Genomic DNA, 26,218 nt, shown 5'->3' with positions numbered 1-26,218 from the left:
ATATATACTCCTCCAGCCTAAAAAATGACATCATAATTAATTTTCCCAAAGGAGTTAAAATACATGTAATCAAGGAAAGATTTTCTTAAAATAAGGCTGTGTTAAACTTGTCTGTTGATTTCCGTTCCAGGCGCTTCGCTTTCCGCGGGCGTTGCGGGGAGCCTCCTCGGCGCTTTCAGCACCTGCGGGGTCTCCCCAGCCCCGTACTCCCGCAGGAGTCTTCGCGCCCTCCACTCCAATCAACAGTGTGCCAAAATTAACATTATCCTTTAACACAGACTTACATAAAAAGAACCCAGCGTATGCAGGGTTCCTATTCCTCTTTGTCAAATTCCAATGGATCAATTCGGGTAGAGTCTTCGGTATTTAATGAACTTCTAAGGAAGTAGAAGAATGTACCTCCTATACAACCAAGTAATATAAATAAACCAATCGTTGTGACCCACCAAATTGCTGCCATTGTATTCCCCCTTTGAAAAGCGAAAGAGATGATTGTCTTAAGCTTTTCTAAAAATATATGCAAAAGGGGGGAGGATTTTTCCAACGAATTTCACTTAGTCTTTTTTCTTAAGTGAAGCATAATAGTCCACTTTTTTGATATTTACACCGACAAAGGTTTCAATAATCGACTGGCCGCCGGCAATCGATAAAATTAAGATGACCACAAAGGTAATCCGGGGAAAGAGTAAATAGGCTCCCCCAAGTAAAATGGCACTCCAAACACCTGCACACCAATAACATTTCAATAAATAACCGAACATCGATGTCGGAACTTCCTTTGTTTCTACACCGGCATCTGTTTCCACCTTGATTTTTTTAACAAAAGGTTTACGGATAAATTCGGTAATCTTATCAAAGACAATTAAATGGGTTAAACGATAACTAGCTAAAATTAACATGATATATGTCATCCATGAAATTTCCTTCACTTTTAATCCTCCATAATGTAGACCAAATTTTAAATGAATCAATGTTAATAAAATTTTTTAATCCATTGTATATTTTGAGCTTGAAATCAAGATTATATATTCGGAGGAGGCGAAAAAATGAAAAAATCTTTTTGGTTTAGTTTACTGTTTTTATTATCGCTATTTTGTCTTCCAAGTGTGTCGTTTGCCCAGCAAATATACACCGTTCAGCCGGGAGACACACTTTGGAAGATTGCTGTAAGATATCAAGTTGGAATTTCCGAGATTATTTCAGCGAATCGACAATTTACAAATCCAAATTTAATCTATCCAGGTCAAAAGGTGACCATTCCAAATTTCGATGCAGTCAAAAACATTGAGAGTCAGGTCATACAGTTAACCAATCAGGAACGTTCGAAAAATGGATTAAAAGCGTTAACCCCAGATTGGGAACTGTCAAGGGTGGCTCGCTACAAAGCCAATGATATGAGAGATAAGAACTATTTCAGTCATACCAGTCCAACATATGGCAGTCCATTTGATATGATGAAAAACTTTGGAATTTCCTATCGTTCAGCTGCTGAAAACATTGCAGCAGGGCAAACAACACCTGCATCAGTTGTCCAAGCATGGATGAACAGCTCTGGTCATAGAGCCAATATATTAAGTACGAAATCAACCTATATTGGAGTTGGCTACGCTCAAGGCGGCTCTTCAAGACACTATTGGGTTCAGATGTTTATCTCTAAATAAGCTTAAAAGGGTCAGTATCTTAAGCATTTCGCTTAAGGACTGACCCTTTCTACGTCTTAGGACCGAGATAAAAATCAAGCTAAGGCGCAATTATGACAAACAATGAAAAGAGGTAAGATGATATCAAGATAAAGAAAGGAGAAAAATAAAATGAAAAAATTTGGTTTATTGTTAGCAGGTGGAATTTCAGCAGTGATCTTGCTTTCAACCATTGGTCCAATGCTGGGGTTACTCGTAAGCTTGGTACTCCTCTACTTCATATTCAAACAGTTCTTAAAAGCAAAATCTACAGGTGGAAAAATCGGGCTTGGCATGATCGGCCTCATCGTTCTATTGGCCTCTATTCATAATGCCCCAGCCCTCATAGGAGTGGCTGCAGCTTATGTATTATACCTTGTTTATAAAAAATGGAACCAAAATAAGGAAACTGCCGTGAAGGAAGAGTCTGACCCATTTGTTAATTTTGAAAAACAATGGAATGAACTGAAAAATTATTAAGATTAAAAGGAGAGAATACAAATGACAAACTTATTTACAAGAATTAAAAATACGATTACAGCAGATTTACACGAGGCACTTGATCAAAAAGATAAAAAAAATCCGATTGCATTATTGAATCAATACCTGCGACAATGTGAACAAGAAACGGAGAAAGTTAGAAAGTTGTTAGAACGTCAATATACATTGAAGGATGAATTTACGAGAGAATACCAGCAGGCAGCCCAGTTAGCTGAAAAAAGAAAATACCAGGCGGATGTAGCTTCTAAGGCTGGGGAAACAGAGCTTTATCAGTTTGCCTCTTCAGAGTTTGAGCAATATGCGGACCGTGCAACACGATTAAGTGTATCGCTTGAACAAGTAAAAGGGCAACTAGTAGACTTAGAAAGAAAATATGAAGAAATGAAGCACAAAATCAAGGATATGCACCTAAGAAGGATGGAATTAATGGGCCGTGAAAATGTGACACGTGCGAACCACCAAATCAACCAAGTGCTTGATGCAAATACTTATTCAGATAAATCCTATTCAAAGTTTAAAGAGATTGAGAACTATCTTGACCGTTTGGAACATCAAGTGAATAGTTCGTTTTATCGTAATACCTTTGATGCTCGGATCGCTCAGTTAGAAAAAGAAATGAAATTAGAAGAAAGCAAGTCCATTTAATTACAAATATGGTATGCTAAAAGAAAAGCGGAGGCGCGCTGCACATGGGCGCAAGGATAAAAGGCGTAGGCTTTCTGCGCCTTTTGTCCATACATTAAATTAAATGATGAGCTAGATATTTATAAGGGAGGGTGGGCCATGTTTAAAAATACCAAAAATGATTATTTAGGCTGGATGTTCATCATTGGTGCAATCATTCTAGTCATGGAAATATTATTTTTCAACAGCGGGCTTATTTTTTCCCTTATCATATCTGGCGGCATGATTTTTCTCGGCCGCAAGCGTGCTGGGAAAAAAAGAGGAAAGTTTCTTTTTATCGGCGGAATTATCTTTTTTGTAATTAGTATCTTTCACATGATAACGTTTAGGTTCTTTTTGCTTGCCATATTACTTCATTTTTTAATTCAGTTTATTAATTCAAAAAAACATCCTAAAAAGATTACACCGGAAATCATCCAGGAGGAAGAAACCACGGAACAAGAAACTCTGATTAAAACAGAGCCATTATTTGAAAATATTGTTCTTGGTCAACAGAAGACCCCTACTGGTGCTTATAAATGGAATGATGTAAACATCCAGGCAGGAATTGGCGATACCATCATTGATCTTAGTTTTACGATGCTTCCAAAAGGGGAAACCGTTATCTTTATACGAAATCTCGTCGGGAATATTCAAATCCTTGTTCCTTATGATATTGAAGTAAGTATCCATCACTCCTGCATAGTAGGTTCAACAAGTGTTTTCGAGCATCATGACTCGAAACTTTTCAATCGGGTCTTACACGTAAAGACACCTGGATATGAGGCAGCCGAGCACAAAGTAAAAATATTTACCTCGCTCGTTGCCGGAAATTTAGAGGTGAGCCGGATATGAGCACAACCCAGCGCCAAATTTTCTGGAGTGTCGGCTTTTCCTTTTTTATTGCGATCATTATCGGTGCCATTTTTATTTTTGTTTTTCCATTGGGCAGTTGGGCAGAATTGTGGAGTAAACAGTTCATGAATATTCCCTTTGTTATCTTTATCCCTGCTTTTAGTATTGCGGTCGGAATACTTTTAGGTGCGTTCTCTGGGATGTATTGGAGAAAACAGTTTCTCTCGGTTGAACATTCCTTGCATTTATTAGAGGAAGGGAAACAGATAGAAGTGAAGGAGAAGTCAGTGATCTCGGAAATGCAACTGATTGCCAACCGAATAGACAAAATCGGTAAACAGATGTCAGAGCAGGCTAAACTTTCTCAGCGCTTAGCCACCGAGAAGGTAGAGGACTTAGAAGGAAGAATACAAGAAATAATTGAACAAGAACGGAACCGTCTTGCCCGTGAGCTTCACGATTCTGTCAGTCAGCAATTATTTGCTGCTTCGATGATGATGTCAGCCATCAACGAAACCAAGCAGCAATCACCACTAGAAAATGACCGTGAAGCAAAGCAATTGAAAATTGTAGAGGAAATGATTCACCAATCACAGTTAGAAATGCGGGCCCTTCTTTTACATTTGCGTCCTGTTGCCTTGAAGAATAAAACACTCCAAGAAGGAATTGAAGAGCTGTTAATCGAATTATCTCAAAAGGTTGAAATGGATATTAAATGGAAAACGGAGGCCTTTCCCTTGGATAAAGGTGTGGAAGATCATCTTTTCCGAATTCTGCAAGAATCTATATCAAATACGTTAAGACATTCGAAAGCAAGCTCGCTCGAAGTTCTAATGGTTAAAAGGGATGATTTAGTCATCCTAAGAATTGTAGATGATGGAATTGGTTTTGATGTTAATGAGATGAAGGCAGGCTCCTATGGAATGCAAAATATGCATGAGCGTGCTGTTGAAGTAGGCGGTACGTTAAAAGTAGTTAGTGTAAAAAATCAAGGAACAAGGCTGGAAGTAAAGATTCCGGTGATGATTAATGGAGATGGTGCCAATGATTAGAGTAGTATTTGTTGATGATCATGAGATGGTAAGAATCGGGGTTTCTTCTTATTTATCTGCACAGCCAGATATTGAGGTAGTAGGAGAAGCGGACGATGGAACAAAAGGTGTAGAACTTGCCCTCGAACTTCGCCCTGATATTATCTTAATGGATTTAGTTATGAAGGAAATGGACGGGATTGAAGCAACGAGGCGAATCATTGAAAAATGGCCTGAAGCAAAAATCATCATCGTAACCAGTTTCTTGGATGATGAAAAAGTATATCCTGCACTAGAGGCTGGAGCCACAAGCTATATGCTTAAGACATCTAAAGCTGGTGAAATAGCCAATGCAGTCCGCGCTACATACCACGGGCAATCGGTCCTTGAGCCGGAAGTTACTGGTAAAATGATGGTGAAAATGCGTCAAAAAAATACTCATCTGCCACACGAAGACCTTACCTCTCGTGAAATTGAAATATTATTATTAATGGCCGAAGGCAAAACCAATCAAGATATTGCGGATGAATTGTTTATTGCCCTCAAAACTGTCAAAACCCATGTCAGCAATATTTTGAGCAAGCTCAACGTACAGGACCGAACGCAAGCAGTCATCTATGCATTTAAGCATTCATTAATTAAATAAATCCCGAAGGCTTTCCGAAATGGAAGGTCTTTTTTTTTATAAAAATGCAAAAATTTAATTGAAAAGGTTTCTCATTTATTGTTATGATATAAATGCAAATGAAAATGATTATCATTATTATAGATACCGGAGGATTACATACATGAAACTATTAAAAGTGTCAGGCACCCTAATTTTATCTAGCAGTCTTCTATTTGGATGTTCAAACAATACAGAGGAAACTTCAACAAAAGAAAAGGTAAAGGAAAAAGCTGTTACAAGTGAGGCTTCGCTTTCTGGGGTCACTGATGATTACAGGGCATATGCCATAGGGGAAATTGAAGAATTTGTTAAGGCAACAGATGCCTTTACAGCCGCTGTTAAAAAGGGAGAAATCGAACAAGCGAAAGCTCTGTATGGACCAGCGCGGATGCACTATGAGCGCGCTGAACCAATTGCGGAAGTGTTCGGTGACCTTGACCCGAAAATTGATGCACGAGAAGGCGATGTTCCTGAAGCGGAATGGGGCGGATACCACCGGATTGAAAAAGGTCTTTGGATCGATAAAACCACTAAAGGATATGAGCAGTACGCGGAGCAGTTAATGAAAGATGTTAATCTCCTGCGTGCCAAGGTAGATACCGTTGAAGTGACACCAGAATTATTGATAACTGGCGCTGTTGACCTATTAAATGAGGTATCCACTTCAAAAGTAACAGGCGAAGAGGATCGTTATTCCCATACTGATTTATATGATTTTGCTGCCAATGTGGAGGGAGCAGAAAAGATTTATCAATTGCTTAATCCAGAATTAACGAAAAAAGATGCGGACGTTTCAAAAGAAATTCAAGCCCGGTTTGATGATGTGTACAGTTTATTGAACCAGCACAAAAAGGGAGATGGCTACAAACTCTACACAGAACTATCAAAGGACCAAGTAAAAGAACTAAGTCAGGCGATTGATGCACTAGCAGAACCACTCTCACAAATAGGACTTGTTACGGAGGCGTCTTAATTGGCAAAGAATACAAACATCATCGATGAATCTTCAGTAATCGGAAAAAAGATTTCGCGAAGAAATATCCTTAAAACGGCCGGTGTTGGTGGTGTCGGAGTGATACTGGGTGCATCTGGATTAGGAGGTTTGCTTTCTATTTCGGAAAGCAAAGCTACCACTAAAGAAGCCCACGATATCGTTCCCTTTTATGGAAAACATCAAAGTGGAATCACTACTAAAACCCAAAATCATGTGTATTTTGTTTCCTTGGATGTAACCACCTCGAAAAAAGAAGAGCTGGTTCAATTATTCAAGGATTGGACAAAGGCTGCTGCCCTATTAACTGAAGGAAAAGCAGTCGGAGATCTATCGAGTAATGAGTTTCTCCCGCCAAAAGATACAGGGGAGGCTGCTGGGTTATCTGCTTCTAATTTAACTGTTACATTTGGAGTTGGTCCTAGTTTGTTTGTAAAGGACAATCAAGACAGATTCGGCCTTAAACATAAGCAGCCAAAAGAATTAGTGGATCTGCCTAAATTTCCGCTTGATGCGTTGGAAGACGAATGGACTGGTGGGGACCTGTGTATTCAAGCATGTGCAGATGATTTGCAAGTTGCCTTTCACGCAGTGAGGAATTTGATTCGAATTGCAAGAGGAAAGGCGATCTTACGATGGGCGCAAACAGGGTTTCAACGCACGAAACAAGCAGATCCAAAAAATGAAACACCAAGGAACTTGTTTGGCTTTAAAGATGGCACAGCCAATCCTGATGTAAACAATGAAGAACAGATGAACCAACAGGTTTGGGTTCAGCCTGGGGATGGCCCAAATTGGTTGGCGAATGGAAGTTATCTTGTCGTCCGAAGAATTCAAATGTTTATTGAAGTGTGGGATCGTACCACATTAAAAGATCAAGAGAATACCTTTGGACGCTACCGTGAAAATGGTGCACCAATTGGGCAAAAAACTGAATTTGAAAAACTTGATTTGAAGCAAAAAAATGAAAAAGGTGAATATAGTATCCCAGCGGACTCGCATACACGTATATCCCATGGGGATGGTTCACAGCAAATTCTGCGCAGGGCATATTCCTATTCAGATGGAATGGACCTGAAGACCGGCAGTTTTGATGCAGGCTTGTTGTTCTTATGTTTCCAACGTGCTCCTAGTAAACAATTTATTCCGATACAAAATAGGTTGGCCATGATGGATAAATTAAATGAATATATTTCCCATAGAGGAAGTGCCATCTTTGCTTGTTTACCAGGAACGAAATCAGGTGGCTTTATAGGTGAAACACTTTTTAACTAGAGTTTTTCCTATTATAGAGGAGAGAGACACATGTTACGATTTAAAACAAAAAATATATCTATATTAATTCTCATGATGCTCTTCGTTTTTATTCAAACCGTTCATCCAGCGAAAGCGGAAGTAAATCATGATGAACTTTTCGTTCTTATTGGTGATAGTTTAATGAAAACCAAGGATGGAGACCAATCAACCGTTTCGACCAATATGGAACAGTTTGCAAACGAATGGAAAGCGATTAAGAACACGGATAGTGAACAGGCTAAAAAGGTTGAGCAAGCACTTCAAGAGGTTCAAAGCTTACTAACCGAAGGGAATCTAGAAAAGGACGTTCTGTCAAAAAGTCTTTCGTCTCTCTCAAGTGCGGTAGTTCTCTATGACCAAGAACAAAATCCACAAGATAAAGAAAAAGGAAAAGAACAAGTAAAACAGATGACACCGCTCATCGCCGCATTAAAGAAATCGATTGAGGACGGGAATCAAGCAGTATTGAAAACTCAATATCAAACCTTGCTAAATAAATGGAATAGTTCGGAAAAAATTGTCCATGATGAGAGCATTGCTACCTACGGCAGTATCGAGAAATACATGGCTTTAATTCGAATCGCGATCACCCAGAGTCCGGTCGATTTAGACAAGGCGAAAACAAATATCGAGAAGCTATCAAGTGAAGTGGAAAATTTCTTAGCAGGGAAGGTTTCTAAACAGGTTCAAAGTGATTATACACTATCGGATCTCTCTATATTATTAAGTAAGGCAGAATCACAGATTTCACAAAAAAACTATAATAGTGCTGCTGACCAGTTAAATGAAGTCCTAAACGTATGGCCAATGGTTGAAGGAGATGTTCAGACGAGGGATAGTAAACTGTATAGTGATCTTGAAACCAAAATACCTACAGCTATTAGTCTCTTAAGTTCTGCTAAAGTCGATGGTCTAAAAGCAGAGGAGATTGTAACAGAAATAAATTCACGTCTTGCACCGTTAATTAGTAAAACTGATTATTCTTTATGGGATGCGGCATTAATTTTGCTGCGCGAGGGGTTAGAAGGGCTATTAATCGTCGCTACATTGCTTGCCTTTTTGAAGAAAATGGGTCAGGGTGCAAAACAGAAATGGATCTGGGCGGGTGTTGGCGCAGGTATCCTAGCAAGTGCAGTATTAGCCATTATTATTAATATTGTATTTTCAAGTATCGTTGCAGCTTCCAGCCGAGAATATATAGAGGGAATTACTGGAGTTGTTGCTGTGATCATGATGTTAACAGTTGGAGCATGGCTCCATAATAAATCCAGTATTGGGAACTGGAACAAATACATCAATCAACAAATGGAACAAGCCATTGCCAAAGGAAGTTTAGTTTCTTTTGCTTTCATTAGTTTTCTATCTGTGTTCCGTGAAGGAGCAGAAACCATCATTTTCTATACAGGAATTACCCCATACATTAGTATGCAGCATTTGGTATTGGGTGTGATCCTGGCAGTGGGAATCCTGGCCATTGTTGGGTTCGCCATTATTTACTACAGTGTAAAAATACCGATTCGCTTTTTCTTTAAAGCAGCAACTATTCTTATTTATATTTTAGCCTTTAAAATTCTTGGTATTAGTATCCATGCGCTGCAGATTTCGGATGTGTTGTCAACAAGCACCGTGCAACAGCTTCCGTTTATTGATTGGATTGGTTTATATCCAACTTTGGAAACAACAATTACCCAGTTATTATTAGTCATCGTCATTGTGGGGTTAACTTGGATGATCAAAAAAAGAACAATCATTACTAACATTTAAAAGGGCCTTAGGTCCTTTTTTCGTTACTCTAAAAATTTTCTCCTACTAATCAAAGAACTTGTCTCATAAGTTTATAGAAGTGAGATTAGTATGGAGGAGAAAAAATTGAGGATTTATTATAAGGGTATATTCTTTTTAGCTGCCGCTGCTTTTTTAGGGGAAGGTATTGAAGTTTTAGTAAATATGATTCTTGCTCGAGAATTAGGACCACACGGGCTAGGACTGTATATGTCCATTTTGCCATCAATATTCTTCATTGTATTACTATCAAGCTTTGAGTTGCCTGTATCCATTTCAAAATTTATTGCAGAAAGGGAAGACCGTTATCACCGTAATATCCTTCATCATGCCATTTCGATTACGATTGTATTCTCTGCTGTCCTTTTTTTAGCAGCTACTGTGATTATTCCGTTTATTCCTGTGTTTGATAAATACCATCCATATGTTAGATGGCTTGTTTTGATCTTAATTCCAATCATTTCCTTCACGTCTGTCGCGAGGGGATATTTTATGGGCAAGCAACAAATGGGGAAAATAGCAGTCTCTAATTTTTTAAGGAAAACCATTCAACTCGCTGGGTTGTTTCTCCTCTTTCGTTTGTTTGCCTTTGATACGTCTGAGTCATTGTTAATCGCAATTGGCACATTTATTGGCAGCGAGATTGTTGTGTTCCTATATTTATTTTACATGTTTATTATCCAATTCCAACAATTGAAACGACAACCGTTTTCTAATATGAAGCGCAAGGTAGTCCAAAAGAATTTAATGGCAGTATCGATTCCAACCACGGGTCTTCGGTTGTTTTCAGCATTCACTGGTGCCATACAGCCCTTTATCATTAAGTCGGCGTTGGTCCGTTCTGGCATGAGCGAAACAGTAGCGACCGAGCAATTTGGGCTGCTGATGGGGGTAGCCATGTCAATTGGCTTTTTCCCTGCATTTATTGCCCATTCCCTTATGGTTGTTCTAATTCCGGCTGTATCCAAGACTTACTCTCAGGGTGATTATCAAAAGCTCCAAAAAATGCTTCAACAGGTGATGAAGCTCACCTTTGTATACGGGGTCGCAGCAGTAGCTATTTTCTACTTTTTTGCACCCGAGTTAACTTCGCTATTTTTTAAATCAGAAACACCAGCTGTATTTTTACAATTACTCTGGCCATTTTTCCTATTTCACTTCTTTATCATGCCAATGCAGGCCTTTTTATTTGGACTTAATCTACTTAAAGAGACCTTTATTCATATCATTTGGTCGACCATCATCTCCTTTGCACTCATTCTCCTGCTTGCCGCCATGCCGGAATGGAGAATGAACGGGGTTATTATTGGCATGAATACAGGCGCTGTTTTGTTAGCGCTTATGCATTATATAACCATTTGTAAAAAAATCGGGATCAGTTTATTTATGCAGAGGCTCATTCAAAATCCTACTGAAAGATAAATTTAGAGAAAATTACTTCAGAACTGTAGGGGTTCCACTTTCCACTCCGTCTATTAATATGAAAAGTTATTTTTCGACATGGAGGTTTAGGAAAATGAAAAATGAATGTACCCCATCATTTGAAAAAGTGGTCATGGAATACGGTAGAGCCATTTATAAATATATTTTATCATTGGTGAAGCATAAAGAACTTGCTGAAGACATCTATCAGGAGGTATTACTCTCTGCATATTTAGCATATCCTTCAATAAAGGAACAATCCAAATTTAAAGGATGGTTATTTACGATTGCCATCAATAAATGCCGTGACTATTGGCGGAAAGAAAATAAATCAAAGCAATTTTGGAGGGAAGAAGTTTATTCCTATTCAGCCTCACTCGAACCAACCGTTATCCCGGAAGAGGAAGTGTTACATAAATTCTCTGCAGCACAAATGGCTGAAAAGGTTAACCTTTTACCAGAAATCTATAGATATCCTATTTATTTATATTACTATAAAGATTTTTCTCTCGTCGAAATTGCGAAGAAAAGTAACCTTCCCATGTCTACGGTTAAAACAAGGATGAGAAGGGCGAAGGAAAGACTCCGGCCAAAAATGCAGTCACTGGCATGATACCAGTAAAATATTCTTTGAGAAGGAGAATGTTCATCATGACTGGAAAAGGGGCAAAAAGAGGCCAGGCGCACTTGCAGCCATATATTTCAAAACAGTATTACCATCGCTATACCCCCATTGATCATGCGGTGTGGCGGTTTGTCATGAAGCAAAATCATTACTTTTTAAAGGATATTGCCCATCCCGCTTATGTAAATGGCCTGAGAGATTCAGGTATTAAAACCGAATCCATTCCAAAGGTCGATGATATGAATAGGAGCCTAGCCAAAGTTGGATGGGGGGCTGTAACGATTGATGGTCTAATTCCTGGTTCTGTCTTTTATGGCTTTCTCGCAAGTGGCCTTTTACCGATTGCAACAGAAATAAGAAATATCCAAAACATTGCTTATACCCCTGCACCGGATATGATTCATGAGGCGGCCGGACATGCGCCAATTTTATTGGATAAATCTTATCGGGAATTTGTAAGGAAAATTGGTGAGATGGGGGCAAAAGCACTCGCTAGTAAAGAAAAACTGGAGGTATTTAAAGCCGTCCGCCATTTAACGATTGTTGCAGAAGATCCTCATTCGACCCCTGAAAAAGTGAAAGAGGCAGAAAGGCTTGTGGCAGAAGCGAGGAAAAAGGTGAAGGGACTATCTGAATCAGATATGGTTTCAAGGCTTTTCTGGTGGACGGTAGAATATGGCTTGGTAGGTGACCTGAACAATCCGAAGATCTACGGAGCTGGTTTGCTTTCATCTGTTGGTGAGAGTCAAAGCTGTCTAGCCGATGATGTGAAGAAGATTCCATTTTCAGTTGAAGAATGCATTAAGACACCATATGATGTCACGAAGCCGCAGCCGCAATTATTTGTCTGTAAAGATTTTGATGAATTAGCAGCGGCAATTGATCATTTTGCTTCGACGATGGCCTTTAAGAAAGGCGGGACGGAAAGCCTTGATAAAGCCTTGCAATCTGATAATCTTGCAACATTTGTTTTCTCTTCTGGCTTGCAAGTGACTGGTACCTTGGCAACAATATGGAAGGATGACAAGGGAGAGGCTGTTTATATCAGAACCAAAGGGCCGACTGCACTATCTTTTGACCATAACGAATTAAATGGTCATGGCAAAGATACACATCATAAAGGCTTTGGAACACCAATAGGAGTTCTGGAAGGAAAGATAGCATTAGAGAATTGTTCGCTGTCTCAATTAAAGGATTTAGGTATAATTGAGGGAAGCGAAGCCGTATTGAAATTTGAAAGCGGTGTCAATGTGAAGGGGATTGTGAAGTCAATTTTGATGTCAGCAGGAAATCCTATCTTAATCTCTTTTCAGGATTGCCAAGTAACTTATCAGGGGCAAATTCTTTTTGAGCCATCATGGGGGACATATGATATGGCGGTTGGCGCAGCAATAACGTCTGTGTATGCAGGTGCAGCAGATCCAGATAAATTCTTTGAATGGCCAATAAATGATACAGATAGTCTGGTAGATGCAGAAGTTCAACGACTGAATGAACTTGAAAGCCTTTATGCAGAAATTCGCAGTCTCCGTGAGGGAACGGAATGGAATGAACAGTGTTGGACCAGATTGGAAAAAGTAATAGAGACCCTAGATCAAAAATATCCAAATGAGTGGTTATTGAGACTCGAAATACTCGAAATCTATAAGTTGCAAAATAGCAGCCATCCTAACGTTAAAATTATTTCGGAACTATTAGGAAACAAAAATTGGGGAAAATCAGTTAATCAGGTGATTCAACGCGGGTTCACTTTAATCAATAATAGTTAAAGGAAAAGGAGCTTGGGAATCCAAGCTCCTTTCTTATGCTGTCTAGCTCCAGCTCTCTTGCGCTTTTCTATTTAGTCCTTGCTGGAAAGAATTCCAAAAATGCGCAGGATGCTTATAAATAGGTTAATAAAGTTCAAGTACAAGTTTAATGCCATCAATGGTACTTCTTCCGGTCTGACCCCATAATGCTTCATGCGATTGAAGTCAAACAGAACATACCCGCTAAATACGATTACTCCGATGATGGAGAATGCAAGCATTGCGGTTGAGCCTAATGGGAAGAAAATATTATAAATGGAAATAACCACTAAGGCGAGTAAAGCAGCAAGAAGGAATCCGCCTAAGAAGGAAAAGTTCTGTTTTGATTTTGTTGCATAAATAGCAACACCAGTAAAAACTACGGTTGTACTAGCAAATGCCATGACAACAATATTTGCTCCTGCAGCAGCTGTGTAATAGGCTACGATAGGGAAAAGCGTAATTCCAGATATAAACGTAAAGAGATATAGGAAGGAATAAGAAATAGCCTTCTTACGTCTGAAAAAGAATGCAATCATGAGCATGACAAATTCTAGTATCGCTAGCGGCATAAATAAACTATCTGGAACAAAAACACCTGCCATTGTGCCCAAGAAAGCAATCGCAAGGGAAAGGGCAAACGTTCGTATAACAGAAGGTAAAAATTCAGTAGATGTTTGTGAATACAATTTTTTCACCTCGAAAATTATTTGTTACTTAACATATACGATAAATGGGTCAAGATGTTTCATTTTTTCTGAAAAAATCTTTATCTTCTTTTAGAAGATCGCGAATCTCTGCTAACAATTCTACAGTTGGGTCCGCTTTTACTACAACTTCAGCTGGTTCTTCTTTCTTTTTAAAGCGGTTGATAAATTTCACAAATAGGAAAATTGAAAACGAGATAATTAAGAAATCGACTACTGTTTGAATAAATTTTCCATACGCTAACGTGCCATAGGCAAGCTTAGAAAAATCGACTACTCCGATGATTAATCCAACTAAGGGCATAATAATATCGGCGACAAGAGATGAGACAATTTTTCCAAACGCCCCGCCGATAATAACACCCACAGCTAAATCAATAACATTGCCTTTCATGGCAAATTGTTTAAATTCATTCCACATAAGATCGTCCTCCTACCAGTTTTTTGATAATTATCTATTCTACAACTTAATCATCGATAATGGCAATTTCGAGTTCGACATGTCCGAGTAATCTAGGCAATCGGAAATATAAAAAAGAGCAGGTGATCCTGCTCTTACGCTTTATTAGAATGCCCAATTTCCGCCTCTAAACACAGGTTCTGTTTTGCCATCTGCGGTGATTCCATCGATGTCCATCTCAGTGGAGCCAATCATGAAATCGACGTGGGTGATACTTTCATTCAGACCGTGCTCTTTCAATTCTTCAGAAGACATTTTCTTACCGCCCTCGATACAGAAAGCATAGGCACTGCCGATTGCTAAATGGTTTGAGGCATTCTCATCAAATAATGTATTAAAGAAAAGGACATTTGATAGGGAAATTGGTGAATTATATGGTACAAGTGCAACCTCACCAAGGTAATGGGAGCCCTCATCGGTATCAACAAGGCGCTTAAGAATCTCTTCACCTTCTTCTGCTTTTACGCCAACAATTTTTCCATTTTCAAACGTAATCGAAAAACGGTCAATAATATTGCCACCATAGCTTAAAGGTTTTGTACTGGCAACTGTACCATTCACACCTGTTCGATAAGGGACAGTGAACACTTCCTCGGTCGGCATGTTTGCCATAAACTCGAAGCCATTTTCGTTAATACTGCCTGCGCCCACCCAGATGTGTTTTTCAGGAAGCTCAATCGTTAAGTCCGTACCAGGCGCTGTGTAATGAAGCTTTTGGTATCGTTTTTCATTTAAATAATGAACTTTTTCATGAAGAGTTTCATCATGTTTCTTCCAAGCTTCTACTGGATTTTCAACATCTGCACGTACTGCTTTAAAAATCGCATCCCAAAGCTTTTTGACTTGGTTTTCAACAGGCTCATCAGGGAATACTTTTGCAGCCCATTCAGGGGACGCAGCGGCGATAACCGTCCAACTCACCTTATCGGATTGTACGGCTTTCCGATAATTTGCCAAGGCTGTTCCGGCCGCTTTATTAAAGTTAGAAATTCGTTCTGGATTCACACCTTTTAACAAATCTGGGCTAGTAGAAATAACTGACATAAAGGCTGCACCCTTAGCTGCTAGGTCTTCCATTTCTTTGGCACGCCAAACAGGATACTCAAGGAATGCATCATCTGGAGCCAAGTCATATTTTGTTCTCGTCACAGTATCGTCGTTCCAGTTGACGATGACATTTTGTGCACCTGTTTCGTAGGCCTTTTTAACAATTAGACGAACAAAATTCGCTGCATCTAATGTAGCATTAACGACTAGAGTTTGACCTTTCTGAACATTTACCCCAACCTTAACAGCTAGTTCAGCATATTTTTCAAGTGTTTTTTGAAATTCACTCATATGTACGTCTCCCTTTTTTCTGAATCTTCCTATATTGTAGCGTTTTTAATTTGAAAAAGAAACTATTACCAATTAAGCAAATGGGCACCTAAAAAAAACAGTAAAGATTTTCATCCTTACTGCATTTTGCTGCCGTATACTTTTATATTAAAATAAACACCTGCGGAAAATAGTACTAAGAATGTAATAATACCTGATAATGATGTTGGAGCCATGAACTGGGATAATTCCATTGTTTCCACCGCCCTTATATTAATTATCTTTATAAGTTAATTATAATACAAATTGGGCAAATGTGAACAATTTAGTACAAATATTAAGAGATTATTGACCAGTATTTATATATGTGATTTAATATTTTGTTTTTCAAATGAATGGAACATGACCCAATACATCCCAGCACTTAACAAGGCAAGGAAAACCAACACGAAAAACGTCCAGCTATAGCCAAGTAATACCGTCATTGGAATGGCAAGTGGGGCAATGGTTCGGCTTATGGTAAATCGCAGGCTTGCAGCGGCGAAGTATTGACCGCGCATATTCTCAGGAGCAAGTCGCGATACAAAGCTTTGCTGGAGTCCAGCTCCCATTAACTCAGCAAACGTGAAAATCGACATCGCGATTATTAACCCCCAAATCCAAGTGGTTTGGCTAAATAGAATCATTGAAATGGCGTATACGACTGACGAGAGAACAAATACATTTCTTTCATAATAACTACTCATCCACTTTGTGACAATTACTGTCAGAAGTGCAACAAGGAAGCCATTTTCTGCGAGCACCAAACCAAAAGCCTGCTCACCATTGACAGAAAATGACCAATTTCCTATTGAAAATAGACTTTGAGCTTGGTAGACATCCTTTATATAAACTGGAATCAACAAGTCCAATTGCATAAATGTTTGTCCAGCTAATACACCTGCAAGGATAAAAAGCAGGAAAGTTCTATCCTTAACAATGAGAGAATAATCCTTTAGTTGATTTTTTAAAAAGTCATACCATTTCCCTTCAGACGAAAGAGAATTATGTGTAACGGGGACTGTCTCACGGGTCCATTTGGCCAGAATAAGTCCTAAGGAAATACAAATTAACCCAGCCACAAGTAATAGTTGGAAACGGTAATGAACATAAAAAATCGCTCCTAAAATCGGGCCAATCACAACCGCAATATTAATAGATGTATAAAAAATGGCAAACACATTACTTCTGTCCTTTTCATCTACTACATCTGCAACCATCGCTTGGCTTGCCGGCCAATAAAAGGAACCGAACACACCGGCTACTGCGAAAGCGATAAAGCCCATCCACGGGGATTCAAACCAGGGTGAGCTAGCGAAGCCAAATGCGATAAACGAAAGGCCTTGACCGATTGCTGATAGAACCATCATTCGTTTGCGCCCGAACCGGTCAGCACAGTATCCGCCCATAAGGTTAGCAAGTACAGAAAAAACCTGTGAAAAAACTAATAATAATCCTGCTTTACTTTTACCGAACTCTTCTGCGAAGTAAATCGTTAAGAACGGAAAAAACATCCAAAATGTGATATTCATCATTGCTTCGCTAAATAAGCGAACTTTTAAATTAGGATCCCAATCTCTAATCCTCATAGATTGTCCTCGTTTCTAAAATTATGACCAACCATAATACTACTAGCCGAATCGAAAAACTTACAACATAAATGGTAAGCACATCCTAAGTGCTTACCATTTATGATTATTCCTGATTGTTTAAGGCTTGTTTAAGTAAATCACCTAAGCTGGTTCCGAAATCTTCTTTTTGTGTGTATTTCTGGACGAGCTTTTGTGCTTCTTTTTTATTGACTGCTTTTTTCTTGTCCTCTGCTTTTTCAACGACATTACATCGGCGGCATTGGAAGTACGCACCTGCTTTTCCATTATGAATTTCCATTTTTTTATGGCATTGCGGGCACCGTCGGTTGGAGAGCTTTGGATCCTTACGTTTTCGGAAGGAACACTCTGGACTCGAGCAAACGAGAATTTTGCCTTCCTTTGTATTCCGCTCCTTTAGGAATTCGTTACATTCAGGACATCTTGAACCGGTTAAATTGTGGGCACGATAGGATTTCTCACTTTTTTTAATTTCAGAAACCAACTGCTCCGTTTGACGGCGAATCTTTTGTAAAAAGGCTTTCGGGTCCGCCTTTCCCTTGGAGATTTTCTCAAGTTCCTGTTCCCATTTTGCCGTTAGTTCCGGTGACTTTAATTCATCATTAACAAGATCAATGAGCTGCTTGCCTTTTTTAGTTGAGTGGAAGCGTCCATTCTGTCGCTCAACGACTTCCGTTTCTACAAGTCTTTCAATAATTTCTGCTCTGGTTGCTGGTGTCCCTAGTCCGAATTTCTCCATTTGTGAGAGAACATCAGCTTCGGAATAGCGTTGCGGCGGCTCCGTCCATTTTTGGCTGATTGAACAATCTTTTACCTCAAACGAGTGACCTTGAGCTAATTTTTGCAGCCCAGTTAATTGTTCCGCACCTTCTCTTCCTAACACCTTTTTAAAGCCCAATTCAATTACATTTGTTTCTTTGGCGATAAAGGTTTCGCCTTCCACTTTAAATGTTGCCTGTATGGTTTCAAATTCATAAGCAGGTAAAAACAGTGCTAAGAAACGTCTTGCAATGATGTCATAAAGTTTTTTTTCATCTGAATCAAGTTCATTAAGATTAAGTCTTTGTTCCGTTGGGATGATCGCATGATGGTCTGTTACCTTTTCATTGTTAAAGACGCGTTTGGCGAGCACAATCCCCTTGTTTGCTAGCAGTGGACGAACTTCTTCTTTATACCCAGAAGCCATACCATGCAAGCGGTCTATCATTGTGTTCATCATATCAGTGGTTAAATAGCGTGAATCAGTTCTAGGATATGTGACCAATTTGTATTGCTCATAAAGACGTTGTAAAACAGAAGATGTTTTTTTCGCAGAGAAACCAAATCGCTTGTTTGCATCCCGCTGTAATTCAGTTAAATCGTAAGGCAGGGGCTGGGGCTCTGATTTTTTCTTGCGATCAATTTTATCAAGTACAGCTTTCTTACCGTTTACTTTTGATTGGATCGCTTCAGCTTTTGCTTTATCGAAGATGCGCTTTTCATTGTCCCGTTCCCAATCTGTTGAAAGTGGGCCAATATCGGCTCGAATTGTCCAATATTCTTTTGGAACAAAGGATTGAATCTGCTGTTCTCGTTCCAAAACTAGAGCAAGAGTGGGGGTCTGAACCCGTCCTGCCGATAGGGGGTCTTTATATTTTGTTGTTAGTGCTCTTGTTACATTCAATCCGATTAACCAATCAGCTTCCGCCCGGCAAACGGCCGAATGGTAAAGGTCTTCAAATTGTTTACCAGGCTTTAATTGCTTGAACCCATCTTTAATGGCTTTATCTGTTTGCGAAGAAATCCATAATCTTTTTAAGGGTTTGTTCCAGCGAATCTTTTCAAGAATCCAGCGCGCAACTAGTTCACCTTCACGACCAGCATCTGTGGCAATGATACATTCGTTAATGTCTTTCCGTTTTGCTAAGGCTTCAATCGCACGGAATTGATGGTTGGTTTGCTTCATGACCATTAAGCCCATTTTTTGTGGAATAATCGGCAAATCCTCTAAATTCCAGGTTTTATATTTTGTGTCATAGTGTTCTGGCATTTTTAATTCAATTAAATGGCCGAGTGCCCATGTGACAATATATTGATTGCCTTCCATATAACTTTTATGTTTTTGATTGCAGCCAAGTACACGGGCAAGTTCCCTAGCCACACTTGGCTTTTCAGCAAGTACAAGAGATTTCATAGTTACTCCTTTCAGGTACATCCATTTTAACCTGTATATAGTATAACGGAATCTCAAGATATTTTGTAACCTAAGCATTTTTCCTTTCATTTATTATCTCGCTAAAGTATTATCGTCGTAAAATTCTGGAAATTAAATTGACAAATATGCTTAGCACACCATACAATATTATCACTAAGTTAAATAAAGAATGGAATGATACCCATGAGGCATCTGAAAAAATTCAATCAATTCATCATAAAAGAGGCTGGACTCCCAATCTATTAGATTCGGAATCCAGCCTCTTTCTTTATTATACTACAGTGGTAGAGGAGAGAGACGATATGATAACACTGACAGGTGGAAGTTTAACATTAGAGCAGATGAAAGATGTTTTATATCGAAAACAAAAGATCATGGCTTCAAGTGAGAGCCTGGAAGCAGTTAAGAAGAGTCGAGAAGCAGTTGAAAGAATTGTTTCTGAATCAAAAGTAGTTTATGGAATTACGACAGGATTTGGAAAGTTCAGCGACGTCCTTATTGATAAAAACGATGTTCAGGACCTCCAACTTAATTTAATTCGCTCCCATGCATGCGGGGTTGGTGAACCTTTTCCAGAATTAGTTTCCAAAGCAATGGTACTTCTACGAGCTAACGCTCTCCTCAAGGGTTTTTCAGGAGTCAGACCTGTTGTCATTGAAAAATTATTAGAGTTAGTAAATCAGGATATCATTCCTGTTATCCCACAGCAAGGTTCTCTGGGGGCAAGCGGTGATTTAGCCCCGCTTTCTCATCTTGCACTGGTTTTAATTGGCGAGGGAGAGGTATTTTACAAAGGGAAGCAAATGGCGGCTTTTGAAGCACTCCAACAAGAGGGAATTTTGCCTTTAACCTTGGGGGCCAAAGAAGGTCTAGCCCTTATTAACGGGACACAGGCGATGACAGCTATGGGTGTGATCGGGTATTTGGAGGCTGAACAACTAGCACATGAAAGTGAGCTAATTGCAGCTATGACAATGGAAGGGTTAAATGGAATTATTGATGCATTTGCGGAAGAAGTTCATGTTGCTAGGGGTTATAAACAACAAATTGATACAGCCGCAAGAATCCGTGGTTATTTAAGTGATAGTTTATTAACTACACAGCAGGGCGAGTTACGAGTTCAAGATGCTTATTCTCTCCGCTGCATTCCACAGGTTCATGGTGCATCGTGGCAAGCTCTGGATTATGTGAAAGAAAAATTAGAAATTGAAATGAACGCGGCAACGGATAATCCATTAATCTTTGATAATGGGGAAAAGGTGATTTCTGGGGGGAATTTTCATGGACAGCCGATTGCTTTTGCAATGGATTTTATGAAAATTGCCGTGGCTGAACTGGCGAATATTTCAGAAAGACGGATTGAAAGATTGGTTAATCCGCAGTTGAATGATTTACCAGCATTCCTTAGTCCTCAACCTGGTTTGCAATCTGGGGCAATGATCATGCAATATGCGGCAGCGGCACTGGTATCAGAGAATAAAACACTTGCCCATCCAGCCAGTGTTGATTCCATCCCATCCTCTGCTAATCAGGAGGACCATGTAAGTATGGGTACAATTGCGTCAAGGCATGCCTATCAAATTATCCAGAATGCACGAAGAGTTGTGGCAATTGAACTGATTTGTGCGATGCAGGCGGTGGAGATTCGCGGGATTGATAAAATGGCTGCAAATACTAGATTGTTTTACGACAAGGCACGCGAACAGGTAGCATCCATTAAACAAGATAGGGTATTCTCAAAGGATATTGAAAAAGCTGCTTATTGGCTTAAGTCAATCGATTTTTCACCATTTATTAGAAACTTAAGGATTGAAAAGGGACAATTCTAATAATGAATTCTTAAAAAATAAGAAAGATAAGTTTTTGAACTTAGATTACTGTCTAGCTCCAGCGCCCTAGCGGCTAGTGTCCTTCGCTCTCCGCCCTACGATAAGTCAACATCGAATCGCCTCCGGCTCTTCGTGTTTCCTTTATCTCAGTTGGAGTGCTCCAGGCCATACGCCGCTGACCAGGGCGCTTGCGCTTTTCTTAATAAAAAAAAGGCGTGAGATGCTCACGCCTTTTATTCTGTCTGATCATTTAGTAATCGGGCAGTATCTCCTCGATACTCATCCTCGTTTTCTACACGATTTTTAAACGCTTCACGTACAACTAGGAATTCTTCGTCACCAACTGCTTCTTTCGCATGTTTTTCTGTTAAACTGCCTTCCGGGAAGTTTCCTGGATGGTTTTTCTTTTTATGTTCAAAATGTTCTCCACGTGCCAATTACAACACTCCTTTCGTCTACGCAAGTATCATTCCCGAAACAGAGTGAAATAATTACTTTTTTAATTCCTTCCACAAAAAAGAAAAAGCTGAATGACAGTGGAATCCTTTTAATAGATTCAATCTTCACCAACTTTTTGTTTGGTGGAGTCTGGCTTGCATATGCGATCCAAAAAATACCCTGCAAACACAATAAATGCAATCGGAATTGAAAAATTCAACACATGGATAAAGGTCATTGTATGAAATCACCACCTACTCTAGAATATTAATAATATTCAGAAAATAATTTCGTTGTTTACATTATATGCCAATTTTCACAGCTTAGACAAATATTTAAGTTATATGTTGGAAAAGTATTCTGGTTTTGGCTAACGAAAGGAGTAAACAACAAGGTTTTTTCCAAAAACTAACTATTTTGACAGATGGTGTTTAGATTAAAAGTCTTAATTGGGATATTTTTGTAGAAATATGGTATAATTTGTTATAAATAATTGTGTGAAAATTTAATCAATACGACAAATTACAACAACCAACTAAAATAGGACTAGATATAATATCAATAACGATTAAGTAAATTGTCCTATCGAATTCAGTGACTTAAGTTTTATTAAATGTCAGAAAAAGGCAAACCTGTTGAAAAGCAGGGACGCAAAGCCGAGGGTCTAAGGCAGGTTTTTTGCTAGGATGGCCGGGCTACCTGGAATACATTCTGTATTTTAGGAGTGAGTATAGTGGTTATTACGAAAAATGAATTTGAAGTAATCGATCAGGAATGGATTGCACTCATATTGGAAGCAAAGGACTTAGGGTTATCCATAGAAGCAGTTCGTGATTTCTTGGTCACAGAGAGATGATAAGACACATGGAAGTACAAAAAAAGCATTCTACACAAAAATAACTTTTTTGTAGAATGCTTTTCTTTTTCAATAAGATTGTTTTATTTCTACTTATCATTTTGATTAATTCGCCATTTGTTAAATTCAAGGAAATCTCGAAATTGTTCCTTAGAAACGCCCGAATTCATTGCGTCCTTGACTAGATTCATCCAATCAATATCTAGTTCCTCTTTATTAATCTCTTCATGTATCAAGTGATCTACAGGAATATTTAAAACAACAGCGATTTTTTCTAGAAACTTTATAGAAGGATTCTCTTGTTTGTTATTTTCAAGGTTACTTAAATAAGATTTAGCCACACCTGCTTGAGCAGCAAGTTCGGAAAGTGACATCTTTCTATCTAAGCGAAATTTTTTTACGCGATCACCAATCATTTGTCTCACACCCAATTATTATTCACTCTACATTAATTCTATCAAAAAGAATAAGAAAGCACCATATTAAGAACAAATTAATAAGGAAAATATGTACTTTATGAAATAATATAGATAAAGTATTTTTGAAAAAATATCAGGATAGAGTTATATTAAAAGTGTTGCCTATTGCGGCATGTTTTATAATTTATTAGTGGTATGTTTTTAGTCGAATAACAATTTTGATTTGCATACATAAAAATAAATAAAAAGGAAGGGGACCCTACAATAATGATTGTCCTTAAATCACAACGTGAAATAGATGCAATGAAAAAGGCAGGGGAAATTCTAGCTGCCTGTCATAAAGAAATAGCTAAATTGATTAAACCAGGTATTACCACTTGGGAAATTGATGCCTTTGTGGAAGAATTTCTTAAGAAAAAAGGTGCGACTCCAGAACAAAAAGGCTATAAGGGCTATGAATATGCGACATGTGCAAGTATAAATGACGAAATATGCCACGGCTTTCCAAGGAAAGAACCTTTAAACGAAGGGGATATTGTGACGGTAGACATGGTTGTTAATTACAACGGTGCGCTAGCGGATTCTGCCTGGTCCTATGCAGTTGGAGACGTATCAGAGGAAACGGAGCGTTTATTAAAAGTAACAAAAGAAGCGCTGTATAAAGGGATCGAACAGGCCGTTGTCGGTAATCGAATCGGAGACATTGGGCACGCAATTCAAAAATATGTTGAAAGCGAAGGGTTTTCGGTTGTAAGAGATTTTATTGGCCACGGAATTGGCGCTGTAATTCATGAGAAACCGGATGTTCCTCATTATGGACTGCCAGGCAAAGGGGCAAGAATCAAAGAAGGGATGGTCTTTACAATCGAGCCCATGGTTAATGTAGGACGATATCAAACAAAAATGGATCTCAATGGCTGGACGGCAAGAACTATTGATGGAAAGTATTCAGCGCAATACGAACATACCCTTGCCATTACCAAAGATGGGACCGTCATCTTAACTGAACAAGATTAACAACAAACAAACCCGTTATGTGCATAACGGGTTTTCGCTTTATTTCTTTCGAAGGCTTCCAAGCTCTTCTACTAATGCTTGCATTTCATTAGGACTAAACGAATTTTTTCTTTGGACCATATCATAAATCTCTTTCAGTTCCTCGTACATTTCTTCATCAAAATGTGAAGGTTTAATCGCACCAAGGTTCAAGACTTTTAACTTTTCCTTTATTTGTTCAATCATAAATTCAACATTTTCAATCGACTTTTCAGATAAATTCATTTCGGTCATCCTTTCCGAATAATTATTAAGTTCATCTTTTCATGTAAGAAATTATATGTCAATAAAAAAATCATTAAAAGAGAATATGGACTTGCATGCACTCCGTCTATCTAGGAAAATAAAAATATGCAGGTTTTGGTATTTTTTACATGGGGTACTATTGATAATAACAAGGATTAAAGGAGACGTTAACATGACACAGAAAAATCAATTTTGGCGCGGAATGATACTCGGGGCCATTGCTGGCGGGGCCATTAGCCTTTTAGATAAACAAACACGTGAAGTGATGAAAGCAAACGTACAAAAAAACACATCAAGACTTACCTATGTTTTTAGAAATCCTGGTGAAATTGCGGAGAAAGTTAAGGAAACAGCTGAAAAAGTCAAGACAACCGTAAAGCAGGTTAATGAAGATATCTCCTTTATCACAGATAAGGTAGAAGAATTACGCGAATTAACACCTCAGGTAACTGACATGATAAAAGAAACGAAGGATACTTTCTCGAAGGATGATGAGGCGCTTCTTTTAGAGGAAGTGGCAGTCGAGGAAGATAAAATTGATTAAAAGGAGGATGTAGATGGAAAAGGGAGGAAATGTCCGCTCGTCTCTACTACGATTACTTTGGCATCGGATCGATGAAGATGACTTGCCAGGCTTAAGTGCGCAGTTGGCCTATTATTTTCTATTATCCTTATTTCCGCTCCTGATTGTTTTATTTACACTTCTTCCTTATTTTCCGATTCCACATCAGGATATGCTCGGAATAGTAAGAGATTTTGCCCCAAGCGAGGCCATGGATTTAATTGAGAAAAATGTTCATGATATCATGAACCATCGGAATGGGAGTTTGCTTTCGTTCGGGATCATTGGAACCATTTGGTCGGCATCGAACGGAATAAATGCGATCGTTAAGGCATTTAATAAGGCATATAATGTCAAGGAAAGCCGTTCATTTATTGTTTCAAGGGGAATGGCTATTTTATTAACATTTGGGATGATCCTGGTATTAATTCTTGCGATTGTTCTCCCAGTATTTGGTAGAGAAATAGGTATTTTTTTATTCTCTCAATTGGGCTACACCACAGAATTTATTAAGCTCTGGAATGCATTAAGTTGGCTTGTTAGTGCAATTATTTTGTTCCTTATTTTTACAGGGCTGTATTGGATTGCGCCAAATGTAAAATTAAAATGCCGAAGCGCCTTTCCAGGTGCCGCGTTTGCAACAGTCGGCTGGATTGTTTCCTCAATCGGATTAACATTTTACGTAGGAAATATCAGTAATTATTCGCTAACCTACGGCAGTATTGGGGCAATCATTGTCTTAATGATTTGGTTGTATATATCGGCATTTATTATTATTTTAGGTGGAGAAATCAATGCCTTTTATAGTGAAAAAAATCGTAAGAATTGCTAATAGTTACCTTCATGAAACTTGCCTATCTGTTCAAACTAAGGAGGCAGGATACTTTCACCAAGGAGGTTCTTATTATGACAAAGAAAACAAAAAAAGATGGCGGTACAAAGCAAAAGGGTAAAGGAAGCAAAGGAAATAAAACTTCCGGTTCAGCAAACGGTTCTAATGGTTATCACTAATGGGCTTTTCTTCATATAAACAAAAAGACCGGATGAATGTTCATCCGGTCAGACTGTCGACAAATCCGAAGGATTTCGGGTTTTAAATCGACAGTCTTTTTTGTTTGGCTCATTAAACTAGTCTGTTGATTTCCGTTCCAGGCGGCTTCGCTTTCCGCGGGCGGTTCGGGGAGCC

General features: G+C 38.8%; 28 protein-coding genes and 1 riboswitch. Of the genes, 17 read left to right on the top strand and 11 right to left on the bottom strand.

Features of this window, described 5'->3' with window-relative positions; translation table 11 throughout:
- Nucleotides 1–69: 69 nt before the first annotated feature.
- From ACE198_RS25810 to ACE198_RS25800, 3 genes are all read right to left on the bottom strand, one after another.
- Complete coding sequence (locus ACE198_RS25810; protein WP_251459245.1) at nucleotides 70–276, bottom strand: hypothetical protein; 207 nt, start codon at nucleotides 274–276, stop codon at nucleotides 70–72.
- Between the two features lie 37 nt (nucleotides 277–313).
- A complete protein-coding gene (locus ACE198_RS25805) occupies nucleotides 314–460 on the bottom strand; it encodes a hypothetical protein (protein ID WP_251459243.1) in 147 nt (48 codons plus the stop codon).
- A 94-nt stretch (nucleotides 461–554) separates the two neighbouring features.
- Nucleotides 555–929, bottom strand: a complete 375-nt coding sequence (locus ACE198_RS25800; protein ID WP_098575717.1) for a DUF1360 domain-containing protein — start codon at nucleotides 927–929, stop codon at nucleotides 555–557.
- Between the two features lie 117 nt (nucleotides 930–1,046).
- Here ACE198_RS25800 and safA point away from each other — a divergent pair, with 117 nt between their 5' ends.
- The 12 genes from safA (at nucleotide 1,047) to ACE198_RS25740 (ending at nucleotide 13,281) form a co-directional block, all read left to right on the top strand.
- The gene (safA, locus tag ACE198_RS25795; RefSeq protein WP_375377534.1) at nucleotides 1,047–1,661 is read left to right on the top strand and encodes a SafA/ExsA family spore coat assembly protein; all 615 of its coding nucleotides are present in this window, start codon (nucleotides 1,047–1,049) and stop codon (nucleotides 1,659–1,661) included.
- A 150-nt stretch (nucleotides 1,662–1,811) separates the two neighbouring features.
- On the top strand, nucleotides 1,812–2,159 hold the full coding sequence (locus ACE198_RS25790; protein WP_098575715.1) for a lmo0954 family membrane protein: 348 nt from the start codon (nucleotides 1,812–1,814) through the stop codon (nucleotides 2,157–2,159).
- 21 nt (nucleotides 2,160–2,180) lie between these two features.
- Nucleotides 2,181–2,825 carry a PspA/IM30 family protein gene (locus tag ACE198_RS25785; RefSeq protein ID WP_375377533.1) on the top strand — a complete coding sequence of 215 codons (645 nt, stop codon included), beginning with the start codon at nucleotides 2,181–2,183 and terminating at the stop codon, nucleotides 2,823–2,825.
- 138 nt (nucleotides 2,826–2,963) lie between these two features.
- Complete coding sequence (gene liaF, locus ACE198_RS25780; protein ID WP_098575713.1) at nucleotides 2,964–3,698, top strand: cell wall-active antibiotics response protein LiaF; 735 nt, start codon at nucleotides 2,964–2,966, stop codon at nucleotides 3,696–3,698.
- On the top strand, nucleotides 3,695–4,750 hold the full coding sequence (locus ACE198_RS25775; RefSeq protein ID WP_375377532.1) for a sensor histidine kinase: 1,056 nt from the start codon (nucleotides 3,695–3,697) through the stop codon (nucleotides 4,748–4,750). The genes liaF and ACE198_RS25775 overlap by 4 nt, the downstream gene beginning before the upstream one ends.
- The gene (locus ACE198_RS25770) at nucleotides 4,743–5,375 is read left to right on the top strand and encodes a response regulator transcription factor (protein WP_098575711.1); all 633 of its coding nucleotides are present in this window, start codon (nucleotides 4,743–4,745) and stop codon (nucleotides 5,373–5,375) included. The genes ACE198_RS25775 and ACE198_RS25770 overlap by 8 nt, the downstream gene beginning before the upstream one ends.
- Nucleotides 5,376–5,517: 142 nt before the next feature.
- Nucleotides 5,518–6,369 (top strand): iron uptake system protein EfeO, encoded by an 852-nt coding sequence (gene efeO / locus ACE198_RS25765; RefSeq protein ID WP_375377531.1) that lies wholly within the window; start codon nucleotides 5,518–5,520, stop codon nucleotides 6,367–6,369.
- Nucleotides 6,370–7,662 (top strand): iron uptake transporter deferrochelatase/peroxidase subunit, encoded by a 1,293-nt coding sequence (gene efeB / locus ACE198_RS25760; RefSeq protein ID WP_375377530.1) that lies wholly within the window; start codon nucleotides 6,370–6,372, stop codon nucleotides 7,660–7,662.
- Nucleotides 7,663–7,692: 30 nt separating this feature from the next.
- Complete coding sequence (locus tag ACE198_RS25755; protein WP_375377529.1) at nucleotides 7,693–9,447, top strand: FTR1 family iron permease; 1,755 nt, start codon at nucleotides 7,693–7,695, stop codon at nucleotides 9,445–9,447.
- 105 nt (nucleotides 9,448–9,552) lie between these two features.
- The gene (locus tag ACE198_RS25750; RefSeq protein WP_375377528.1) at nucleotides 9,553–10,887 is read left to right on the top strand and encodes a polysaccharide biosynthesis protein; all 1,335 of its coding nucleotides are present in this window, start codon (nucleotides 9,553–9,555) and stop codon (nucleotides 10,885–10,887) included.
- A gap of 94 nt (nucleotides 10,888–10,981) precedes the next feature.
- Nucleotides 10,982–11,500, top strand: a complete 519-nt coding sequence (locus ACE198_RS25745; RefSeq protein WP_251459237.1) for an RNA polymerase sigma factor — start codon at nucleotides 10,982–10,984, stop codon at nucleotides 11,498–11,500.
- A gap of 38 nt (nucleotides 11,501–11,538) precedes the next feature.
- Nucleotides 11,539–13,281, top strand: coding sequence for an aromatic amino acid hydroxylase (locus ACE198_RS25740; protein WP_375377527.1), 1,743 nt, complete (start codon nucleotides 11,539–11,541; stop codon nucleotides 13,279–13,281).
- A gap of 71 nt (nucleotides 13,282–13,352) precedes the next feature.
- On the opposite strand, the gene ACE198_RS25735 is transcribed toward ACE198_RS25740, so the two are convergent.
- From ACE198_RS25735 to ACE198_RS25715, 5 genes are all read right to left on the bottom strand, one after another.
- Nucleotides 13,353–13,988, bottom strand: a complete 636-nt coding sequence (locus ACE198_RS25735; protein ID WP_251459233.1) for a Bax inhibitor-1/YccA family protein — start codon at nucleotides 13,986–13,988, stop codon at nucleotides 13,353–13,355.
- A gap of 49 nt (nucleotides 13,989–14,037) precedes the next feature.
- Nucleotides 14,038–14,427 (bottom strand): large-conductance mechanosensitive channel protein MscL, encoded by a 390-nt coding sequence (mscL, locus tag ACE198_RS25730; protein WP_098575703.1) that lies wholly within the window; start codon nucleotides 14,425–14,427, stop codon nucleotides 14,038–14,040.
- Between the two features lie 144 nt (nucleotides 14,428–14,571).
- A complete protein-coding gene (locus ACE198_RS25725; RefSeq protein WP_375377526.1) occupies nucleotides 14,572–15,804 on the bottom strand; it encodes an aminopeptidase in 1,233 nt (410 codons plus the stop codon).
- Nucleotides 15,805–16,142: 338 nt separating this feature from the next.
- Nucleotides 16,143–17,411 (bottom strand): MDR family MFS transporter, encoded by a 1,269-nt coding sequence (locus ACE198_RS25720; protein ID WP_375377525.1) that lies wholly within the window; start codon nucleotides 17,409–17,411, stop codon nucleotides 16,143–16,145.
- Nucleotides 17,412–17,517: 106 nt separating this feature from the next.
- Nucleotides 17,518–19,605, bottom strand: a complete 2,088-nt coding sequence (locus tag ACE198_RS25715; protein WP_375377524.1) for a DNA topoisomerase III — start codon at nucleotides 19,603–19,605, stop codon at nucleotides 17,518–17,520.
- A gap of 323 nt (nucleotides 19,606–19,928) precedes the next feature.
- On the opposite strand from ACE198_RS25715, the gene hutH reads away from it, so the two are divergent.
- Nucleotides 19,929–21,455, top strand: coding sequence for a histidine ammonia-lyase (hutH, locus tag ACE198_RS25710; RefSeq protein ID WP_375377523.1), 1,527 nt, complete (start codon nucleotides 19,929–19,931; stop codon nucleotides 21,453–21,455).
- Nucleotides 21,456–21,688: 233 nt separating this feature from the next.
- Here the strand turns inward: hutH and ACE198_RS25705 are convergent, their stop codons facing one another.
- Nucleotides 21,689–21,892: a hypothetical protein gene (locus ACE198_RS25705; protein ID WP_098575698.1), complete on the bottom strand. Its 204-nt coding sequence runs from the start codon at nucleotides 21,890–21,892 to the stop codon at nucleotides 21,689–21,691.
- A 616-nt stretch (nucleotides 21,893–22,508) separates the two neighbouring features.
- Nucleotides 22,509–22,596, top strand: a riboswitch (cyclic di-GMP riboswitch).
- 30 nt (nucleotides 22,597–22,626) lie between these two features.
- Here ACE198_RS25705 and ACE198_RS25700 point away from each other — a divergent pair.
- A complete protein-coding gene (locus ACE198_RS25700; protein WP_098575697.1) occupies nucleotides 22,627–22,749 on the top strand; it encodes an anti-repressor SinI family protein in 123 nt (40 codons plus the stop codon).
- Between the two features lie 89 nt (nucleotides 22,750–22,838).
- Here ACE198_RS25700 and ACE198_RS25695 read toward each other — a convergent pair whose 3' ends face one another.
- Complete coding sequence (locus ACE198_RS25695; RefSeq protein WP_026564443.1) at nucleotides 22,839–23,165, bottom strand: helix-turn-helix domain-containing protein; 327 nt, start codon at nucleotides 23,163–23,165, stop codon at nucleotides 22,839–22,841.
- A 270-nt stretch (nucleotides 23,166–23,435) separates the two neighbouring features.
- Between ACE198_RS25695 and map the strand changes: the two genes are divergently transcribed.
- Nucleotides 23,436–24,185 carry a type I methionyl aminopeptidase gene (gene map, locus ACE198_RS25690; RefSeq protein WP_375377522.1) on the top strand — a complete coding sequence of 250 codons (750 nt, stop codon included), beginning with the start codon at nucleotides 23,436–23,438 and terminating at the stop codon, nucleotides 24,183–24,185.
- A gap of 39 nt (nucleotides 24,186–24,224) precedes the next feature.
- On the opposite strand, the gene ACE198_RS25685 is transcribed toward map, so the two are convergent.
- Complete coding sequence (locus tag ACE198_RS25685; RefSeq protein ID WP_098575695.1) at nucleotides 24,225–24,449, bottom strand: DUF1128 domain-containing protein; 225 nt, start codon at nucleotides 24,447–24,449, stop codon at nucleotides 24,225–24,227.
- Between the two features lie 193 nt (nucleotides 24,450–24,642).
- On the opposite strand from ACE198_RS25685, the gene ACE198_RS25680 reads away from it, so the two are divergent.
- Complete coding sequence (locus ACE198_RS25680) at nucleotides 24,643–25,014, top strand: YtxH domain-containing protein (RefSeq protein WP_375377521.1); 372 nt, start codon at nucleotides 24,643–24,645, stop codon at nucleotides 25,012–25,014.
- A gap of 13 nt (nucleotides 25,015–25,027) precedes the next feature.
- Entirely contained in the window at nucleotides 25,028–25,864 is an 837-nt protein-coding gene (locus tag ACE198_RS25675) for a YihY/virulence factor BrkB family protein (protein WP_375377520.1), read from the top strand.
- Nucleotides 25,865–26,218 lie beyond the last annotated feature (354 nt).

It is taken from the genome of Neobacillus sp. KR4-4 (assembly GCF_042136325.1).
Classification (GTDB): domain Bacteria; phylum Bacillota; class Bacilli; order Bacillales; family Cytobacillaceae; genus Neobacillus.
The sequence above is the reverse complement of the archived record's forward strand: the minus strand, read 5'-3'. Positions and strand labels throughout refer to the sequence as shown.

Excerpts from the sequence above, each read along its gene's own strand:
- ACE198_RS25770 (WP_098575711.1), top strand. The coding sequence starts at position 4,743 with ATGATTAGAGTAGTATTTGTTGATGATCATGAGATGGTAAGAATCGGG.
- ACE198_RS25675 (WP_375377520.1), top strand. The coding sequence starts at position 25,028 with ATGGAAAAGGGAGGAAATGTCCGCTCGTCTCTACTACGATTACTTTGG.
- map (WP_375377522.1), top strand. The coding sequence starts at position 23,436 with ATGATTGTCCTTAAATCACAACGTGAAATAGATGCAATGAAAAAGGCA.
- mscL (WP_098575703.1), bottom strand. The coding sequence starts at position 14,427 with ATGTGGAATGAATTTAAACAATTTGCCATGAAAGGCAATGTTATTGAT.
- ACE198_RS25785 (WP_375377533.1), top strand. The coding sequence starts at position 2,181 with ATGACAAACTTATTTACAAGAATTAAAAATACGATTACAGCAGATTTA.
- ACE198_RS25790 (WP_098575715.1), top strand. The coding sequence starts at position 1,812 with ATGAAAAAATTTGGTTTATTGTTAGCAGGTGGAATTTCAGCAGTGATC.
- ACE198_RS25715 (WP_375377524.1), bottom strand. The coding sequence starts at position 19,605 with ATGAAATCTCTTGTACTTGCTGAAAAGCCAAGTGTGGCTAGGGAACTT.
- ACE198_RS25695 (WP_026564443.1), bottom strand. The coding sequence starts at position 23,165 with ATGATTGGTGATCGCGTAAAAAAATTTCGCTTAGATAGAAAGATGTCA.
- ACE198_RS25805 (WP_251459243.1), bottom strand. The coding sequence starts at position 460 with ATGGCAGCAATTTGGTGGGTCACAACGATTGGTTTATTTATATTACTT.
- ACE198_RS25720 (WP_375377525.1), bottom strand. The coding sequence starts at position 17,411 with ATGAGGATTAGAGATTGGGATCCTAATTTAAAAGTTCGCTTATTTAGC.
- ACE198_RS25740 (WP_375377527.1), top strand. The coding sequence starts at position 11,539 with ATGACTGGAAAAGGGGCAAAAAGAGGCCAGGCGCACTTGCAGCCATAT.
- efeO (WP_375377531.1), top strand. The coding sequence starts at position 5,518 with ATGAAACTATTAAAAGTGTCAGGCACCCTAATTTTATCTAGCAGTCTT.
- liaF (WP_098575713.1), top strand. The coding sequence starts at position 2,964 with ATGTTTAAAAATACCAAAAATGATTATTTAGGCTGGATGTTCATCATT.
- ACE198_RS25685 (WP_098575695.1), bottom strand. The coding sequence starts at position 24,449 with ATGAATTTATCTGAAAAGTCGATTGAAAATGTTGAATTTATGATTGAA.
- ACE198_RS25745 (WP_251459237.1), top strand. The coding sequence starts at position 10,982 with ATGAAAAATGAATGTACCCCATCATTTGAAAAAGTGGTCATGGAATAC.
- ACE198_RS25755 (WP_375377529.1), top strand. The coding sequence starts at position 7,693 with ATGTTACGATTTAAAACAAAAAATATATCTATATTAATTCTCATGATG.
- ACE198_RS25680 (WP_375377521.1), top strand. The coding sequence starts at position 24,643 with ATGACACAGAAAAATCAATTTTGGCGCGGAATGATACTCGGGGCCATT.
- safA (WP_375377534.1), top strand. The coding sequence starts at position 1,047 with ATGAAAAAATCTTTTTGGTTTAGTTTACTGTTTTTATTATCGCTATTT.
- ACE198_RS25725 (WP_375377526.1), bottom strand. The coding sequence starts at position 15,804 with ATGAGTGAATTTCAAAAAACACTTGAAAAATATGCTGAACTAGCTGTT.
- ACE198_RS25775 (WP_375377532.1), top strand. The coding sequence starts at position 3,695 with ATGAGCACAACCCAGCGCCAAATTTTCTGGAGTGTCGGCTTTTCCTTT.
- hutH (WP_375377523.1), top strand. The coding sequence starts at position 19,929 with ATGATAACACTGACAGGTGGAAGTTTAACATTAGAGCAGATGAAAGAT.